Origin of the sequence: Rhodoferax sp. (assembly GCF_028689295.1) — a bacterium.
Taxonomy (GTDB): domain Bacteria; phylum Pseudomonadota; class Gammaproteobacteria; order Burkholderiales; family Burkholderiaceae_C; genus Rhodoferax.
Window position 1 is genome coordinate 14,067 of sequence record NZ_JAQTWL010000001.1, and the last position, 16,193, is coordinate 30,259.

Sequence of the window (16,193 nt, forward strand, 5' to 3'; positions counted from 1 at the left end):
TGATCCCCATGGAAAAAATCATCCTCATCACGGGCGGCGGGCGTGGCATTGGCGCAGCCTGTGCGCAGCTGGCAGCCCGGCAAGGCTACGCCGTTTGCATCAGTTTCATAGCCGATGAGGTCGCAGCCACCCAAGTCGTTTCCGCCATTGAAAGTGGCGGCGGCAAGGCGTTGGCGATCCAGGCCGACGTGTCTGACGAGTCTGATGTTGAACGCTTGTTCGGCGCGGTGGACAAGCGACTTGGGCGCTTGAACGCGCTCATCAACAATGCGGGCATTTTGTTTCCGCAGATGCGCGTTGAGCAAATGGATGCGGCGCGCATCAATCGTCTTTTGGCAATCAATGTGACCGGCAGTTTTTTGTGCGCACGCGAGGCCGTGCGGCGCATGTCAACCCGGCACGGCGGTCTGGGCGGCAGCATCGTCAACGTTTCTTCGCGCGCCGCAGTCCTTGGTTCGCCGGGAGAGTATGTTGACTATGCGGCCTCAAAAGCCGCACTGGACGCCTTGACGATCGGCTTGTCGAAGGAGGTGGCCAATGAAAAGATACGTGTCAATGGCGTGCGCCCAGGTCTGATTCATACAGCCATACATGCCAGCGGTGGCGAACCGGGCCGCGTCAGCAGGCTGCAGTCGTCGGTGCCCATGGCGCGCGGTGGCGATCCGCTGGAGGTGGCAAGGGCCGCACTGTGGCTGCTCTCGGATGAGGCCTCTTACACCACCGGATCATTCATTGACGTGTCGGGTGGACGTTGACCGGGCAAACTACAGCGTGTGCCGAGGTGGTGGGTAAACCTGGATATTGGTGCCAGAAAGCAAAACGGGTTAGCAGTCGAAAACCGCTAACCCATTGATTTTATTGGTCGGAATGAGAGGATTCGAACCTCCGACCCCTTCGTCCCGAACGAAGTGCGCTACCAGGCTGCGCTACATTCCGATTTTTTGCCGTGGAACGTCAGGATTGACGCTCCAACAACTGAGCCGCCAATTGTATCAAACACTGCCTGTGCGCATTGTCTGGCAACTGCTCTGCGGCGGAGATGGCGCGGCGCGCTTCGTCTGCGGCCGCCTGGCGCGCCACATCGAGCGCGCCAGTGGCTTGCACAATGGCTACCACTCGGTCGATCAGCTCAAGCTTGCCGGTTTCGATAGCGCTTTGAATGAGTTCACGTTCGCTGGCACTGCCGCGTTGCATGGCGGCGATCAGGGGCAGCGTGGTTTTGCCCTCGCGCAGGTCATCGCCCAGGTTCTTGCCCATCACGGTGGCATCGCCGGTGTAGTCGAGCACGTCGTCTATCACTTGAAAGGCAGTGCCAAGTGCTTGACCATATTCGGCACAGGCGGCCTCTGTGCTTGCGTCTGCACCCGCCAGAATGGCGCCCACGCGCGCGCTGGCTTCGAACAGTTTGGCGGTTTTGGAACGGATCACCTGCAGGTAGCCCGCTTCATCGAGCGCTGCGTTGTGCATGTTCATCAACTGCATGACCTCGCCTTCGGCAATGATGTTGGTGGCGTCTGCCAGTACTTCCATGATGCGCATGCTTTGCGCATCGACCATCATCTGAAAGGCGCGGGAATACAAAAAATCGCCCACCAGCACACTGGCCGGATTGCCAAAGGTTTCGTTGGCAGTGGCGTTGCCCCGGCGCAGCGATGAGTCGTCCACCACGTCGTCATGCAGCAGGGTGGCGGTATGTATGAACTCCACCACAGCCGCCAGGTTGAAGCGCTGCGCGCCTTTAAAGCCGAGCGCGCCGCAAATCAACAGCAGCAGCGCGGGCCGCAGCCGCTTGCCGCCGGCCGAGATGATGTAGCGGGAAACCTGGCCAACCAGCGGTACGCCAGAGTCGAGGCGTTGCGCAATGACCGCATCAACCTCGCGCATGTCCTGCGCGATGATCGCCGTGGCGTTGTTATTTTTGGAGTGGGTGGCGTTCAAGACGGTGGCTCGGTTAGTTGCGCGCATTATAGAAAGCCCGTGCGCGACTTTTGTCTGCCTGAAACCTCAATTGGCTATGAATCGGTACTTTTCGAAACTTGTGTGATAATTACGGGCTCTGCGAAAATTCGTTTGCAGTGTTAATCTTTGAAGAGGTCAATATGTACGCGGTCATAAAAACCGGTGGCAAGCAATATCGGGTTGCTGCTGGCGAAAAAATTAAAGTAGAACAGATTGCTGCGGATGTAGGCCAAGAGATTGTGATCGACCAGGTTCTGGCAGTCGGTAGCGGCGCAGAACTCAAGGTGGGCACACCCTTGGTGTCCGGTGCAACTGTCAGTGTCACGGTGCTGGCACACGGCAAACACGACAAGGTCAGCATTTTTAAAATGCGCCGTCGTAAACACTATCAAAAACGTCAAGGTCATCGTCAACAATTCACAGAACTGCTGATTGGTGCGATTACGGCCTGACAATTTTGCGGGACAGATCTTTAGCTCTGTCCCCAACTGATTAAGAAAGAGAATCATGGCACATAAAAAAGGCGGCGGCTCGACGCGAAACGGGCGCGATTCCAAGCCCAAAATGCTCGGTGTGAAGATGTTTGGCGGCCAGCTGGTCGCTCCTGGTGCGATCATCGTGCGCCAGCGCGGCACCCAGTTCCACCCTGGTGCCAATGTCGGCATCGGCAAAGACCACACGCTGTTTGCATTGGCTGAGGGCCATGTGTCGTTCGCCATCAAGGGCGCTCTGAACCGGCACACCGTGAGCGTGACAGCAGCAGCTTAAGGGCTGACGTGCGTTCACACAAGACCCTGCGCGCGGCGCGGGGTTTTTTATTTATGAAACCTTGTTGGGCAAGCGCAGTGACGGAAAGCGTGCTGGCTCTGTACTCAACTAACCCGAGCCATTGTGGGACAGACCAACTTCGCTGAGCGCAGCGAAGTTGGTCTGTCCTCAGCTGATCAAGATGAAATTTGTTGACGAAGCCTACATTGACATCTCCGCCGGAGACGGTGGCGCTGGCTGCGTCTCGTTTCGGCATGAAAAATACAAAGAATTTGGGGGGCCTAACGGCGGCGACGGTGGTCGTGGCGGCCATGTGTTTGCGGTGGCAGATCCCAACCTCAATACCCTGGTCGATTACCGCTTCTCGCGTCGGCATGATGCCCAGCGCGGCCAGCATGGCATGGGTTCCGACATGTTTGGTGCCGCAGGGGATGACATCACGCTCAAAATGCCGGTGGGTACCATCATCTCTGATGCCGAAACGGGCGAGGTGCTGTTCGAGTTGCTCAAACCCGGCGAGGTCATCACCATTGCCAAGGGTGGCGACGGTGGCTTTGGCAACCTTCGCTACAAAAGTGCCATTAACCGCGCGCCCCGCCAAAAAACACCGGGCTGGCCAGGTGAAAAGCGCAACCTTAAGCTGGAACTCAAAGTGCTCGCCGACGTCGGGCTGTTGGGCATGCCCAACGCGGGCAAATCGACCTTGATCACGGCGATATCGAATGCGCGCCCGCGCATTGCCGACTATCCGTTCACCACGCTGCACCCCAACCTTGGCGTGGTGCGCGTCGGGCCTGAGCAGAGCTTTGTGGTGGCCGATCTGCCCGGTTTGATCGAAGGTGCCTCCGAGGGCGCTGGCCTGGGGCACTTGTTTCTGCGTCATCTGCAGCGCACACGTTTGTTGCTGCATGTGGTCGATATGGCGCCCTTTGACGACGCTGTCGATACCGTGGCACAGGCCAAAGCGATTGTCAACGAACTCAAGAAATACGATCCGGCGCTGTACAAGAAGCCGCGCTGGCTGGTGCTCAACAAGCTCGACATGGTTCCGCTGGAAGAGCGCGAGGCCCTGGTCAAGGATTTTGTCAAGCGCTTCAAGTTCAAGGGCCCGGTGTTTGAGATATCGGCATTGACGCGCGAGGGCTGCGAGTCGTTGATCAAGGCGGTTTACAAGCACATCAGCGCCCAGCAAAAGCTGGAACTGGAGCCTGAGGTCATCGACCCGCGCTTTGCCGGGGCGGTTGAACCCGGTCAAAAATGACTTGTCCAAGAAGGTCCAATGGCTCAAGAACAAGAGAACTTAGTATTGCGTGATGCGCATCGCGTGGTCATCAAGGTGGGTTCCAGCCTGGTGACCAACGAAGGCCGGGGGCTGGACGAGGATGCCATTGGCGAATGGTGTCGGCAAATGGCGGTGCTGGTGCATCAGGGGCGCGAAGTCATCATGGTTTCCAGTGGCGCCATTGCCGAAGGCATGAAGCGGCTGGGCTGGGTCAAGCGGCCGCATGAGATTCATGAATTGCAGGCTGCGGCGGCCGTCGGGCAGATGGGCCTGGCGCACATGTACGAGACCAAACTGCGCGAAAACGGCCTGGGCAGTGCTCAAGTGCTGCTCACGCACGCCGATCTGGCGGACCGCGAGCGCTACCTCAATGCGCGCTCCACGCTGCTCACGCTGCTCAAACTCGGTGTGGTGCCGGTCATCAATGAAAACGACACGGTCGTCAATGACGAAATCAAGTTTGGCGACAACGACACGCTGGGTGCCTTGGTTGCCAATCTGGTGGAAGCGGATGCGCTGGTGATTCTGACCGATCAAAAGGGGCTGTTCACGGCTGATCCGCGCAAGGACGCCAACGCAGAGTTTGTGCATGTGGCGCAAGCGGGTGATGCCACTCTTGAGGCCATGGCCGGTGGCGTTGGTTCCAGCCTGGGGCGCGGCGGCATGATCACCAAGATTTTGGCGGCCAAGCGGGCAGCGGGTTCGGGTGCTTCGACCGTGATCGCCTGGGGACGTGAGCCTAATGCCTTGTTGCGCCTGAGCCGGGGCGAGGCCATTGGCACGCTGTTGGTGGCGCCTACCCAAAAAACCCAGGCGCGCAAGCAGTGGATTGCGGACCATCTGCAATTGCGCGGTGCGGTGACCGTGGATGCCGGCGCTGTGGCCCGCCTGCAGGGCGATGGTTCGAGCCTGTTGCCCATCGGCATGGTGGCAGTCGAGGGCGATTTTTCGCGTGGCGACGTGATTGCCATCCGCGATCCCCAAGGGCTTGAAATTGCCCGTGGCTTGGCCAATTACGCCAGTACCGAGGCGCGCCTGATTTGCCGCAAGCCCTCCAGCGCGTTTGAGGGTCTGTTGGGATACTCGGCTGAGCCCGAAATGGTGCACCGCGACAACCTGGTTCTCAAACGCTGATCAGTGCTGCTGCCGGCATTGTTGAGCCGAGCTAATTGGCCGTGAGCTTTCTGAGGATGTCAGCCGCCGAGTTGGCACTGGCGTTCCCTTCGCAGGCGCCTTGACGGGCCAGTGCCAGTGCGTGTTTCGAGGGCTGCCTGTCATCGAGTCCACGCCACTCAGGCTCTTTCACGATCGTCCAAAAGCCGTTGGCGTTGGCTCGGGCATAAGTTTTGACCTCACCCGTGTTACAGCGAATGCCTTCATAAAACGCATTTAACGAGCCACTGGGGCTCATTGCCACCATGACATAGCGCACGATACCATCCGGCGTGATGGCCAGGGTGCCGGGATCAACGCCAAATTGCATGCTCACATAAGGCGGCATGTCGATGGCGATCCGACGGTTGGGGTCAAACTTGGGCGGCGCGGGAACTTCTGTTTCTTGCCAGTCGGGGTTATCAACCAGGCCTTGTGCATGCACACCGATAGAGCAGCAGACCATTCCCAAGACCAGCCAGCGTTTGCACCTTGAAGGCCAGAGTCTTGGGAACTGTGATTCACACATGCTGTTGTCCCGCCTGGGGATCGGATTCCAGGGTGGCCCCCGGCGGCATCTCGAAACTCGCATCGGGCATGTCGGCGCACGATTGCTCCAGATCAAGCGGCCGGATGCCCTGGCGAAGAAAACGGTTGCGGTAGTCATTGCGCGGCAAAAAGCGCGACAACTCGGTGAGCGCCGTCACATAGACCTCGCGCTTGAATTCCACCACGGCATCTAGCGGCACCCAGTAGTCGTTCCAGCGCCAGGCGTCGAATTCAGGGTGGTTGGTGGCGCGCAGGTTCAAATCCCAGTCATGACCAACGAGTTGCAATAAAAACCAGATTTGTTTCTGGCCTTTATAAAAACCGCGCGAGTCGCGGCGAATAAAACGGTCTGGCACCTCATAGCGCAACCAGTCACGGGTGCGGGCCACGATGCGAATATGTTCGCGCAGCAGCCCAACTTCTTCATGCAGTTCCCGAATCATGGCTTGCTCGGGGGTTTCACCCCGGTCAATGCCACCCTGCGGAAACTGCCAGGAGTGCGTCCGAATACGCTTGCCCCAAAACACCTGATTCTTCTGGTTGAGCAGGACGATGCCGACGTTGGGCCTAAAGCCGTCCCGGTCAAGCATAATCAAACCCCAATTTTTAAATTAGCTTGATTATGCACAGCATGAGCCGTGCGGCAAGCGACATAACCCTGACATATTGCCGGATATCCCTATGCGAGCCTCTCAATTTTTCATTTCCACCCTCAAGGAGGCCCCGGCTGATGCCGAAATCGTCAGTCACAAGCTCATGATGCGCGCCGGCATGATCAAAAAACTCGGCGCCGGCATTTACACCCTGATGCCCATGGGGCTGCGCGTGGTCAAAAAAGTGGAGGCGATTGTGCGCGAAGAGATGAATCGGGCTGGCGCCGTTGAACTGGCCATGCCGGTAGTGCAGCCAGCCGAGTTTTGGCAGGAAACCGGCCGTTTTGAGAAAATGGGCCCGGAGTTATTGCGCATTAAGGACCGCCACGGGCACGACTTCGTGATCCAACCGACCAGCGAAGAGGTGGTGACCGACATTGCGCGCCAGGAAGTCAGAAGCTACAAACAGCTGCCGAAGAATTTTTACCAGATCCAGACCAAGTTTCGCGACGAGCGCCGTCCGCGTTTTGGCCTGATGCGCGGACGCGAATTCATCATGAAGGACGCCTACAGCTTTGACCGTGATCAGAACAGCGCCAAAGCCAGCTACCAGGTCATGGCGCAAGCCTACCGGCGCATTTTCGACCGATTTGGTCTCACTTACCGCGCCGTGGCGGCCGACAGCGGCGCGATCGGGGGGGATTTGAGCGAAGAATTCCAGGTGATTGCCGCCACCGGCGAAGATGCCATCGTCTACTGTCCGGGCAGCGACTATGCCGCCAACATGGAAAAAGCAGAAGCGCTGGCACCCGCAGGCCCGCGCCCTGCTGCCGCACAAACCATGACCAAGACCGCGACGCCGGGCAAGAGCACCTGCGCTGCAGTGGCTGAACTGCTGGGTGTGCCGCTGAAAAACACCGTCAAATCCTTGGTGCTGGCCACCGACGCACTCAACGAACTTGGTGAGGTGGTTCAAACGCAGGTCTGGTTGCTGCTGCTGCGCGGCGACCACGACATGAACGAAGTCAAGGTCAACAAGTTGCCGGGCTTGCAGGCTTTCCGCTTTGCCAGCCTCGGTGAGATTGAAGAGCACTTTGGTTGCCTGCCTGGTTACCTAGGTCCGATCGGCCTGAAAAAACCGGTGCAACTCGTGGTGGATTGTGAAGTGGCGGTGATGAGCGACTGGGTCTGTGGCGCCAACGACGCCGACTTTCACATCACCGGCGTCAACTGGGGCCGTGACCTGCCCGAGCCAGCGCTGGTGGCCGACTTGCGCAACGTGGTGGCGGGAGATGCATCGCCCGATGGCCAGGGTGCGCTGGTGATCGAGCGCGGCATTGAAGTGGGCCATGTGTTTTATCTGGGCACAAAGTACAGCCGGGCCATGAATGCCACCTTTTTGGACCAGAACGGCAAACCCCAGTTCATGGAAATGGGCTGCTACGGCATCGGCATCACGCGCCTGCCCGCCGCCGCCATCGAGCAAAATCACGACGAGCGCGGCATCATCTGGCCCGACGCCCTGGCGCCTTTCACCGTGGTGCTGTGCCCGATCAATGCTGAGCGTTCGCCAGAGGTCAAAGCCGCTTCAGAGCAGCTTTATGCCGAGTTGCTGGCCGCCGGTGTCGATGTGTTGCTGGACGACCGTGGCGAGCGCCCGGGCGCGATGTTTGCCGACTGGGAGTTGATTGGCGTGCCGCACCGCATTAACATTGGCGACCGCGCCCTGAAGGAAGGCAATGTGGAATACCAGAACCGTCGAGACGCCGTTCCCAGCGCGGTGCCAGTCAGCGGTATTGTGGGCCAACTGCTGGCCAAGCTCAAGGCCTGAGGGGCGAAATCAATCAGCGGCGCAAGAAAGAAATGATGAATCTGACCCGGCGCGTTCTTCTTGGGAATGCCTTATCGATCCCGCCATGGTTCGCTGGGAGCGGCGCGCTTCTTTTTCAAGCGCCATCCTGGGCCGGAATGCAGGTTGAAGAGCCGCTGGCCGACTCGGTTCGCACGGCCTTGAGTTCGGCCATTTCCAACCAGGCGCCACCAGTGCCAGAGTTTCACGACACCGAGTCTCGGCTGCGCTATTTGCGCTGGCTGGGGGCCATGAGCGAACGATTGGTCAAGAAAAAATCGGACTGGACAACCCGCAAGGAATTTCTGCAAACGGTCTGGTACGAGTCCATGCGTTCAGGGCTGGATGTGTCGCTGGTACTGGGTTTGATCCAGGTGGAGAGCAACTTTCGCAAGTTTGCCGTGAGCAGCGCGGGCGCGCGCGGTTATATGCAGGTGATGCCCTTCTGGACGCGGCTACTGGCCGATGGCGATGCCGGAAAACTGTTTCACATGCAGACCAATCTGCGCTTTGGCTGCGTGATTTTGCGCCACTACCTGGACCGCGAAAGAGGTGACTGGTTCATGGCGCTGGGCCGCTACAACGGCTCACGGGGCAGGGCGCCTTACCCGCAGGCCGTGTTGACTGCGCAGAAGGTCTGGCTGGCTTAAGTCAGTGGGCCGGCGTGCCCAGCATGGTCTGCAATTCACCGTTTTCGTACATTTCCATCATGATGTCGGAGCCGCCGATAAATTCGCCCTTGTAAAAGAACTGGGGAATGGTGGGCCAGTTGCTGTAGTCCTTGATGCCAGCGCGAATGCCGTCGTCTTCGAGCACGTTGACGGTTGTGATGGCTTTGGGATCTACGCCGCAGGCTTTCAGGATTTGCACCGCGCGGCCCGAGAAACCGCACTGCGGAAAGCTGGCTGTGCCTTTCATGAAAAGCAAAATGTCGTTGTGTTTGACCAGGTCGTCAATGCGTTGTTGTGCGTCGCTCATGCTGGGTATTCCTAAGTTTAAAAACAGGCCGGATTATTTCACTTTTGAAGCGTCGTGGGGGTGAAACCCTGACGCGTTTAGGGCTGCTTGCGTCAATCAACATCAATAGTGGGGTGGTAACTCGTCGCGCAGGTTGCGCGGGGTGGCCATGTCTTCTGGCGGCGCTTGCTGGCGCAGCCAATGTACTTCGCGCTCCAGACGGTCGATCTGTTCCTGCTGGCGGATGATGATCTGGTCGAGCTTGTCGAGCAGGTCTTCGGCAAAACTGGCCTTGACTTCCAGTTGGGTCAGTCGGTCTTCGGTGTGAGTCGGTGCCATCATGGGTTGGGTTTCGGGTTGAGTTGTCCGCCGCTGCAGCGCTCGATGCCCGCCAGGTCCCGGCGAGACTGCACCGGTGCGAATCCTGCCTGTGTCAGCAAGTTGCGCACCGCCTGCGCCTGATCGTAGCCGTGTTCCAGCAGCAGCCAGCCGCCCCGTGCCAGATGTCTGGGCGCCTGGGTGATGATCTGGCGCAGGTCGTCCAGACCATCTTCACCGCTACTGAGCGCTTGTGCTGGCTCGAATTTGAGCGTCGCCAGGTGCTGGTCAAGCTCTGCAATATACGGCGGATTGGCGACGATGCATTTGAATGATTCGGAGGCGTCAGGCAATGCTGCAAGCCACGCCCCCTGATGGAAGTTGACGTCCAGCTTGAGCCGCTGGGCATTGGACTGGGCAACGGCCAGAGCGCCAGTGCTTAAATCGGTAGCGTGGACTTCAAGCGTGGGTTGGCTGGCCTTGAGCGCCAAGGCGATGGCACCGCTGCCCGTGCCCAGATCCAGCACACGGTGCCCGCCGTCCAGAGTCTCCAGCGCCCAACTCACCAGCGTCTCGGTGTCGGGCCGGGGCACCAGCACACGGGCATCCACCCGCAAGTCCAGCCCAAAAAATTCCTTGTGGCCTGTAAGGTAAGCCAGCGGCTCGCCGGCCAAGCGTCGTTGCACCAGGTTTTCCAGAGAAGCGGCACGCTCGGGCGGCAACGGATCGATGTCGTGCGCCAGCAGCCAGCCGCGTTGTGTTTCGGGTCGGTCCAGCACGTGCAGTGACAACAACTGGGCGTCCAGTCTATCCAATCCCCTGCTTTGCAGGCTGGCGAGCGTTTGCCCCACGGTGGGTTGAGCCGACTTGACTGTATTCATTGCGTCTCAGGCATTGAGTTCGAGTGCTGCCAGTTGCGCGGCAGCTTCGTGGGCCTGCAGCGCGGTCACGACATCGTCCAGATCACCTTCCATGATGGAGAGCAGCTTGTACAGCGTCAGGTTGATGCGGTGGTCGGTAAGCCGCCCCTGCGGAAAGTTGTAGGTGCGGATGCGGTCGCTGCGATCGCCGCTGCCGACCAGGCTTTTGCGCTGGGCAGCGTCTTTGGCGGCGCGTTCGCTACGGTCCTTTTCATGGATGCGGGCCGTGAGCACCTTGAGCGCCTGCGCCTTGTTGCTGTGTTGGCTGCGCCCGTCCTGGCATTCGGCCACGATGCCGGTGGGCAGGTGGGTGATGCGCACGGCAGAATCGGTCTTGTTGATGTGCTGACCGCCGGCGCCGCTGGCGCGGTAGGTGTCGATGCGCAGGTCCGAGGGATTGATTTTGATGGCCTCAGTATCATCGGGCTCGGCCAGCACCGCCACGGTGCAGGCGCTGGTGTGGATGCGGCCCTGGGTTTCCGTGACCGGCACGCGCTGCACGCGGTGACCACCGGACTCGAACTTGAGCGCGCCATAAACCTGGCCGCCTTCGACTTTGATCACCACTTCCTTGTAGCCGCCGAGCTCGTTCATCGATTCGCTCAAAATCTCGGCGCGCCAGCCGCGCCGGTCACAAAAGCGCAGGTACATGCGCGCCAGATCAGCCGCAAACAGGGCTGATTCGTCACCGCCGGTGCCGGCACGGATTTCAATAAAGGCATTGCGCGCGTCATCGGGGTCCTTCGGCAGCAGCATGCGCTGCAACTCGGCCTCGAGCTGCTGCAACTCGGCGCGCGCGGCCTCGATTTCTTCTTGCGCCATCTGCGTCATGTCCGCATCATCTGCTGAACTTTGAAGCAGATCCTGGGCGGCCGCCAGATCAGCTTCGCGTTGCTGGTAGCGTTGCCAGCGGCTCGCCACGGCGGCCACTTCGGTGTGCTCACGCGACAGCAGCAGAAATTGCGCCATGTCGTTCATGATGTCGGGGCGTGACAGCAAAAACTCCAGTTCTCCCAGGCGGTCGGTGTAACGGGCAAGTTGCTGGCGAAGAAAGGGTTTCATGAGGCAGTGGGCAAGGTGATGGGGCGACGATTTATTTGTATGGGCGATCTGATGGCTGTCATTGCGGTCGTCACCGCAATCAATGGATTTCTGCGACAGCCCCGACCCGGTCTGGGGGGTGCCAGGACAGCTATCGTTCTTTGCGCAAAAAGAAGTGCTGGATGGCGGTACTGGCGTGCTCGCGCGCCTTCGCATCGCCTGCGCGCAACTCGGCCATGGCGCCGTGCAGCATTTTTTGCGTCAGCCCCTTGGACAAGGCTTCCAGCACGGCGTCCACATCAGCGCCCTTGGCCAATAGCTTGCGGGCGCGGGCAATCTCATTTGCGCGCCACTCGTCGGCCTGGGCGTTGAGCTGCTGAATCAGGGGCACAGAGCCACGCTGGTCGATCCAGTGCATGAAACTCAGCACGCCGGCATCGACAATGGCCTCGGCCTGCGCCACCGCCGCCTGGCGGCTGGCCTGCGCGGTTTGCACCACGCTGGAGAGGTCATCGACGGTGTACAGGTAGATGTCTTCCAGCGCTTTGACTTCCACCTCGATGTCGCGCGGAACGGCCAGATCGACCATGAACATGGGGCGGCGTTTGCGCTTTTTCAAAGCACTTTCCACCGTGCCCAGGCCAATGATGGGCAGCGTGCTGGCGGTGCAACTGATGACGGCGTCAAACTCGTGCAAGCGATCGGGTAACTCGGCCAGGTGCATGACCTCGCCGCCGAAACGGCTGGCCAGCTTTTCGCCGCGCTCCAGGGTGCGGTTGGCGATCACCATGCACTTGGGCGTTTTGGCGGCAAAGTGGGTAGCGCACAGTTCGATCATTTCGCCCGCACCAACAAATAGCATTTTGACTTCGCCGAGGTCCTCGAACAATTGCCCGGCCAGGCGCACGGCGGCAGCGGCCATGCTGATGGAGTGCGCGCCGATTTCGGTCGAGGTGCGCACCTCTTTGGCCACAGCAAACGAGCGCTGGAACAACTGGCTCAGCGTGTTGCCCAATGCGCCGGCGGCTTCGGCGGCGCGCACCGCGTTTTTGATCTGGCCCAGAATCTGGGTTTCCCCCAGTACCATGGAGTCCAGCCCGCTGGTGACGCGAAACGCATGGCGAGCGGCGCGGCTGTCTTCGAGGGTATAGGAATGGGTACGCAACAGTGCAGGGGAGACACCACCGGTCTCGGCCAGCCAGTCGAGCGTGTGCTCCAGCTGGGGTTGTTCACCAGCGCAATAAATCTCGGTGCGGTTGCAGGTGGAGATCAGCGCGGCTTCGGGCTGGTTTGGCAGCGATTCGCGCAAGCCCCGCAAAGTGGGTTCGACCTGGTCGATGGCGAACGCGAAGCGACCGCGCAGGTCGAGCGGCGCGGTCGTGTGATTGATGCCTAATGCCCAGACTGCCATGACTGGATTATAAAATCTCCCGCCATGTGCTTTGACTTGCATCATTTTTTCTTTTTTCCTCAAGGTCTTTAATGAATCTGCTGGCACTGCTCAACCATGTCATCAACTTCGCGGCGCCCGCTGCGTGGCTGGCGTTGCTGCTGCCGTGGCTGGCCCGATTGCTCTTCAGCAAAAGATCGTCACGTTTTCCTCTGCGCAAGCAGGCGGTCGTCATTTTTGTTGCAGGTCTGCTGGTCTTGCTGATCGGCTTGGTGACGTTCGGTCAGGACGGCAAGATGATGACTTATATGGCCCTGACGCTCACTGCCGCCACCAGCCAGTGGGTCATGCTCAAAGGCTGGCGGGGCTAAACAAGTCCACCCGGTCGGTGATGATGCCATCCAGACCCAGGTCCAGCAGACGCCGGGCCGTGGTTTTATCGTTGACGGTGTAGCTCAGGGTCCTGAACCCGGCGCTTTTGGCTTGCGTCATGCTGGACTGGTCCCACAGGAGGTGGTCACAGATGATGGCCACACAGCCCAGGCGCAGCGCAGTTTTCAGCCAGCCGGGCCACAGCGCATCCAGCAGCAGACCCCGTGGCAGCTCCGGCTGCGCCTGCATGGCGGCTTCCAGCGCGGTCACGTCAAAGCTGCTCAGGAGTGGTGGCACGGCGGCGTTTTGCCACAGGCGGGCTGCCTCTCGGGCCACCACGTCACCGGTGTGGCGCTCCAGGCCGGGTGTGGGCTTGATCTCGATATTCAAAAAAAAGCCATTGCGCAGGCAATAGCGGGCAACGGCCTCAAAAGTGGGCAGCGGCTCGGCGGCAAAGGCGCGTGAATGCCAGCTTCCGGCATCGAGTTGGGCCAGCGTGCTCCAGGTATGGTCGCCAGCCGTGGCGCCGTGCTTCGCATCCAGCGTATCACCGGCATTGGTGGTGCGCGTCAGGGTGTCATCGTGCAGCAAAAAAGGCACGCCGTCGCTGCTCAGTTTGACGTCGCATTCGAACATGCGGTAGCCGTGGCTGGCGCCAAGAAGAAAAGCGGCCAGCGTGTTCTCGGGCGCCAGTTTGCCGGCGCCCCGGTGGGCGATCCAGCGCGGGTAGGGCCAGGGCCGGGGGGCTGGCATGGTTTATTTTTCCTGCGTTTCGCGACGCAGGGCAGGGAACAGGATCACGTCGCGGATGCTGCTGCTGTCGGTGAGCAACATCATCAGCCGGTCCAGGCCGACGCCGCAACCGCCGGTGGGCGGCATGCCGTACTCCAGCGCGCGGATGAAGTCGTGGTCATAGTACATGGCCTCGTCGTCACCATCGTCCTTGGCGGCCACCTGGGCCTGGAAGCGGGCGGCTTGTTCTTCGGCGTCATTCAACTCCGAGAAACCATTGCCGAACTCGCGCCCGGTGATGTAGAGCTCGAAACGCTCTGTGACTTCCGGACGGGTGTCGTTGGCGCGTGCCAGGGGAGAAATTTCGGTCGGGTGCTCCATGATGAAGGTGGGCTGCCACAGCTGTTCTTCCACGGTCTCCTCAAAGTACAGCACCTGCAGGCTGGCCAGGCTGCGCGTCGAGATGTGATGCTTGGCCTCGGTGATGCCCAGCTTTGGCAGCACCGAGCGCAACCAGGCAGCGCTGTCCACTTTCAGGCCCGAACCGTTGTCGAGCATCTGACCCGCTTCGGTGTACTTGCAAATGGCTTCATGGATGGTCAGGCGCTCGAACGGCGGGGACAGATCCACCGCCCTTCCGCCGTAAGTCAGCTGCAGCGTGTCCACCGCCTTGTGGGCGGCATCGCGGATCAGCGCTTCGGTGAAGGTCATCAGGTCCTGGTAGTCCCAGTAGGCCGCATAGAACTCCATCATGGTGAATTCGGGGTTGTGGCGCACGCTGATGCCTTCGTTGCGGAAGCTGCGGTTGATCTCGAACACGCGGTCAAAACCGCCGACGATCAGGCGCTTGAGGTACAACTCGGGCGCGATGCGCAGGAACATCTGCTGATCCAGCGCGTTATGGTGCGTGGTGAAGGGCTTGGCATTGGCACCGCCGGGGATCGGGTGCAGCATGGGCGTTTCCACTTCCAGAAAGTCGTGCGCCACCATGAATTCGCGTATGCCGCTGACCGCCTTGCTGCGCGCGATGAAGCGATTTTTGGTCTCTTCATCGGTCATGAGATCGACATAACGCTGGCGGTATTTGATCTCCTGGTCGGCCATGCCGTGAAACTTGTCGGGCATCGGCCGCAGGCTCTTGGTCAGCAGGCGGATGCTGCTGGCGTGAATCGACAGCTCGCCGGTTTTGGTCTTGAAGACCAGGCCTTCGGCTGCCACGATGTCGCCCAGGTCCCAATGCTTGAAGGCCGCATAGATGTCTTCACCCACATCGTCGCGCTTGATGTAGATCTGGATTCTTCCCGTGCTGTCCTGCAGCGTGGCAAAACTGGCCTTGCCCATGACGCGCTTGAGCATCATGCGCCCGGCCAACTTGGCTGTTGCGCCTTGTTCGATCAGACCTTCCGGGGTTTGCCCGGCGTGGGCGGCAAACAGGTCGGCGGCATGGTCGGTCGGCTTGAAATCGTTCGGAAAGGCGGGGCCCTTGCCCTCGGTCTGAGCCTGGCGCAGGGCTTTGAGTTTTTCGCGCCGCTCCAGAATCAACTGGTTTTCGTCCTGTGCCATCGGACTGGGTGCGGCGGCGGTGGTGTGGTCAGACATGTGGGGCAATCTATAAAAGCAGCCAAAGGATCGCCAGCAAGGCAGATAGAGGTTTGGCAAAGCCTCGTATTTTAAGAGCTTGAGGGCTCACCGTTATGCCGCCGCTATGATGCGCACTGCTTTACAACAGCGCATTGGTGCCATGCTTTATCAGATTGTTTCTTTGTTGCTCGAGGTGGTCGCAGGCATTGTCAGCGGTGCCTGCCTGCTGCGGCTGTACATGCAGGCGCTGCGCGTGTCCATGTCGGCGCGTTCGGGCAACCCGCTGGGGCGGTTTGTGTTTGCCCTGACCGACTGGATCGTCTTGCCGCTGCGGCGCGTGTTGCCTGCGCTCGGCGTGCTCGACAGCGCCAGCCTGGTGGCTGCCTTTTTGTTGCAACTGGCCAAGTTTGCCTTGCTGTGGCTGCTCGCCGGCGCGGGTGGCGGGCTGTTTGCGTTGCCCGTATTGGCGCTGTTCGGCTTGCTGGGCATGGCCATTTCTGGCATGACGGTGGCGGTGATTGTTTATGCCGTGCTGTCCTGGGTGCCCGCGCCATCGGTCCTCAGCGAGGTGATGGCGCGTCTGGTCGAACCCCTGTTGCGACCCATTCAGCGCGTGGTGCCGCTGGTGGGTGGCATTGACCTGTCGCCACTGGTGCTGCTGCTGGTGCTGCAAATGGCGGCGATCGTCCTGGGGAACCTGCAGGCGTTGGTCTTGCGTATGGGGTGAGCG

19 protein-coding genes and 1 tRNA gene are annotated in these 16,193 nt (G+C 60.0%); 9 read left to right on the top strand and 11 right to left on the bottom strand.

Going from position 1 to position 16,193, the window contains the following annotated elements; all coding sequences use genetic code 11:
* Positions 1 to 8 precede the first annotated feature (8 nt).
* A complete protein-coding gene (locus PHF15_RS00080) occupies positions 9 to 755 on the top strand; it encodes an SDR family oxidoreductase (RefSeq protein WP_300117694.1) in 747 nt (248 codons plus the stop codon).
* 104 nt (positions 756 to 859) lie between these two features.
* Here PHF15_RS00080 and PHF15_RS00085 read toward each other — a convergent pair.
* A tRNA-Pro gene (locus tag PHF15_RS00085) sits at positions 860 to 936 on the bottom strand.
* 18 nt (positions 937 to 954) lie between these two features.
* Positions 955 to 1,884: a polyprenyl synthetase family protein gene (locus PHF15_RS00090; protein ID WP_300118583.1), complete on the bottom strand. Its 930-nt coding sequence runs from the start codon at positions 1,882 to 1,884 to the stop codon at positions 955 to 957.
* A gap of 215 nt (positions 1,885 to 2,099) precedes the next feature.
* Here PHF15_RS00090 and rplU point away from each other — a divergent pair, with 215 nt between their 5' ends.
* The 4 genes from rplU (at position 2,100) to proB (ending at position 5,143) form a co-directional block, all read left to right on the top strand.
* Positions 2,100 to 2,411 carry a 50S ribosomal protein L21 gene (rplU, locus tag PHF15_RS00095; protein WP_296490065.1) on the top strand — a complete coding sequence of 104 codons (312 nt, stop codon included), beginning with the start codon at positions 2,100 to 2,102 and terminating at the stop codon, positions 2,409 to 2,411.
* A 55-nt stretch (positions 2,412 to 2,466) separates the two neighbouring features.
* Positions 2,467 to 2,727 carry a 50S ribosomal protein L27 gene (gene rpmA, locus PHF15_RS00100; RefSeq protein ID WP_300117697.1) on the top strand — a complete coding sequence of 87 codons (261 nt, stop codon included), beginning with the start codon at positions 2,467 to 2,469 and terminating at the stop codon, positions 2,725 to 2,727.
* Between the two features lie 181 nt (positions 2,728 to 2,908).
* Positions 2,909 to 3,988 (top strand): Obg family GTPase CgtA, encoded by a 1,080-nt coding sequence (gene cgtA / locus PHF15_RS00105; RefSeq protein ID WP_300117699.1) that lies wholly within the window; start codon positions 2,909 to 2,911, stop codon positions 3,986 to 3,988.
* An 18-nt stretch (positions 3,989 to 4,006) separates the two neighbouring features.
* Positions 4,007 to 5,143, top strand: coding sequence for a glutamate 5-kinase (gene proB / locus PHF15_RS00110; RefSeq protein WP_300117701.1), 1,137 nt, complete (start codon positions 4,007 to 4,009; stop codon positions 5,141 to 5,143).
* Between the two features lie 31 nt (positions 5,144 to 5,174).
* Here proB and PHF15_RS00115 read toward each other — a convergent pair whose 3' ends face one another.
* Both PHF15_RS00115 and PHF15_RS00120 read right to left on the bottom strand, forming a co-directional pair.
* Positions 5,175 to 5,627 carry a CNP1-like family protein gene (locus PHF15_RS00115; protein ID WP_300117703.1) on the bottom strand — a complete coding sequence of 151 codons (453 nt, stop codon included), beginning with the start codon at positions 5,625 to 5,627 and terminating at the stop codon, positions 5,175 to 5,177.
* 55 nt (positions 5,628 to 5,682) lie between these two features.
* Positions 5,683 to 6,300, bottom strand: a complete 618-nt coding sequence (locus PHF15_RS00120) for an RNA pyrophosphohydrolase (RefSeq protein WP_300117705.1) — start codon at positions 6,298 to 6,300, stop codon at positions 5,683 to 5,685.
* 91 nt (positions 6,301 to 6,391) lie between these two features.
* Between PHF15_RS00120 and PHF15_RS00125 the strand changes: the two genes are divergently transcribed.
* Together PHF15_RS00125 and PHF15_RS00130 are read left to right on the top strand one after the other, a co-directional pair.
* Positions 6,392 to 8,134 carry a proline--tRNA ligase gene (locus PHF15_RS00125; RefSeq protein ID WP_300117707.1) on the top strand — a complete coding sequence of 581 codons (1,743 nt, stop codon included), beginning with the start codon at positions 6,392 to 6,394 and terminating at the stop codon, positions 8,132 to 8,134.
* Positions 8,135 to 8,169: 35 nt separating this feature from the next.
* Positions 8,170 to 8,802 carry a lytic transglycosylase domain-containing protein gene (locus tag PHF15_RS00130; RefSeq protein WP_300118584.1) on the top strand — a complete coding sequence of 211 codons (633 nt, stop codon included), beginning with the start codon at positions 8,170 to 8,172 and terminating at the stop codon, positions 8,800 to 8,802.
* Between the two features lies 1 nt (position 8,803).
* On the opposite strand, the gene grxD is transcribed toward PHF15_RS00130, so the two are convergent.
* The 5 genes from grxD to hemA all read right to left on the bottom strand — a co-directional run bounded on the left by grxD (position 8,804) and on the right by hemA (position 12,799).
* Entirely contained in the window at positions 8,804 to 9,130 is a 327-nt protein-coding gene (gene grxD, locus PHF15_RS00135; protein WP_300117709.1) for a Grx4 family monothiol glutaredoxin, read from the bottom strand.
* Positions 9,131 to 9,232: 102 nt separating this feature from the next.
* Positions 9,233 to 9,451 (bottom strand): SlyX family protein, encoded by a 219-nt coding sequence (locus PHF15_RS00140; protein ID WP_300117711.1) that lies wholly within the window; start codon positions 9,449 to 9,451, stop codon positions 9,233 to 9,235.
* Positions 9,448 to 10,308 carry a peptide chain release factor N(5)-glutamine methyltransferase gene (gene prmC / locus PHF15_RS00145; RefSeq protein ID WP_300117713.1) on the bottom strand — a complete coding sequence of 287 codons (861 nt, stop codon included), beginning with the start codon at positions 10,306 to 10,308 and terminating at the stop codon, positions 9,448 to 9,450. Before prmC ends, PHF15_RS00140 begins: the two co-directional genes overlap by 4 nt.
* Before the next feature lie 6 nt (positions 10,309 to 10,314).
* Entirely contained in the window at positions 10,315 to 11,409 is a 1,095-nt protein-coding gene (gene prfA / locus PHF15_RS00150; protein ID WP_300117715.1) for a peptide chain release factor 1, read from the bottom strand.
* A gap of 130 nt (positions 11,410 to 11,539) precedes the next feature.
* A complete protein-coding gene (gene hemA, locus PHF15_RS00155) occupies positions 11,540 to 12,799 on the bottom strand; it encodes a glutamyl-tRNA reductase (protein ID WP_300117717.1) in 1,260 nt (419 codons plus the stop codon).
* A gap of 71 nt (positions 12,800 to 12,870) precedes the next feature.
* Here hemA and PHF15_RS00160 point away from each other — a divergent pair, with 71 nt between their 5' ends.
* Entirely contained in the window at positions 12,871 to 13,149 is a 279-nt protein-coding gene (locus PHF15_RS00160; RefSeq protein WP_300117719.1) for a hypothetical protein, read from the top strand.
* Here the strand turns inward: PHF15_RS00160 and ugpQ are convergent.
* The gene (ugpQ, locus tag PHF15_RS00165) at positions 13,130 to 13,903 is read right to left on the bottom strand and encodes a glycerophosphodiester phosphodiesterase (protein ID WP_300117721.1); all 774 of its coding nucleotides are present in this window, start codon (positions 13,901 to 13,903) and stop codon (positions 13,130 to 13,132) included. The genes PHF15_RS00160 and ugpQ overlap by 20 nt on opposite strands.
* A 3-nt stretch (positions 13,904 to 13,906) precedes the next feature.
* The gene (lysS, locus tag PHF15_RS00170) at positions 13,907 to 15,481 is read right to left on the bottom strand and encodes a lysine--tRNA ligase (RefSeq protein ID WP_300117723.1); all 1,575 of its coding nucleotides are present in this window, start codon (positions 15,479 to 15,481) and stop codon (positions 13,907 to 13,909) included.
* Between the two features lie 142 nt (positions 15,482 to 15,623).
* On the opposite strand from lysS, the gene PHF15_RS00175 reads away from it, so the two are divergent.
* A complete protein-coding gene (locus tag PHF15_RS00175) occupies positions 15,624 to 16,190 on the top strand; it encodes a YggT family protein (protein WP_300118587.1) in 567 nt (188 codons plus the stop codon).
* Positions 16,191 to 16,193 lie beyond the last annotated feature (3 nt).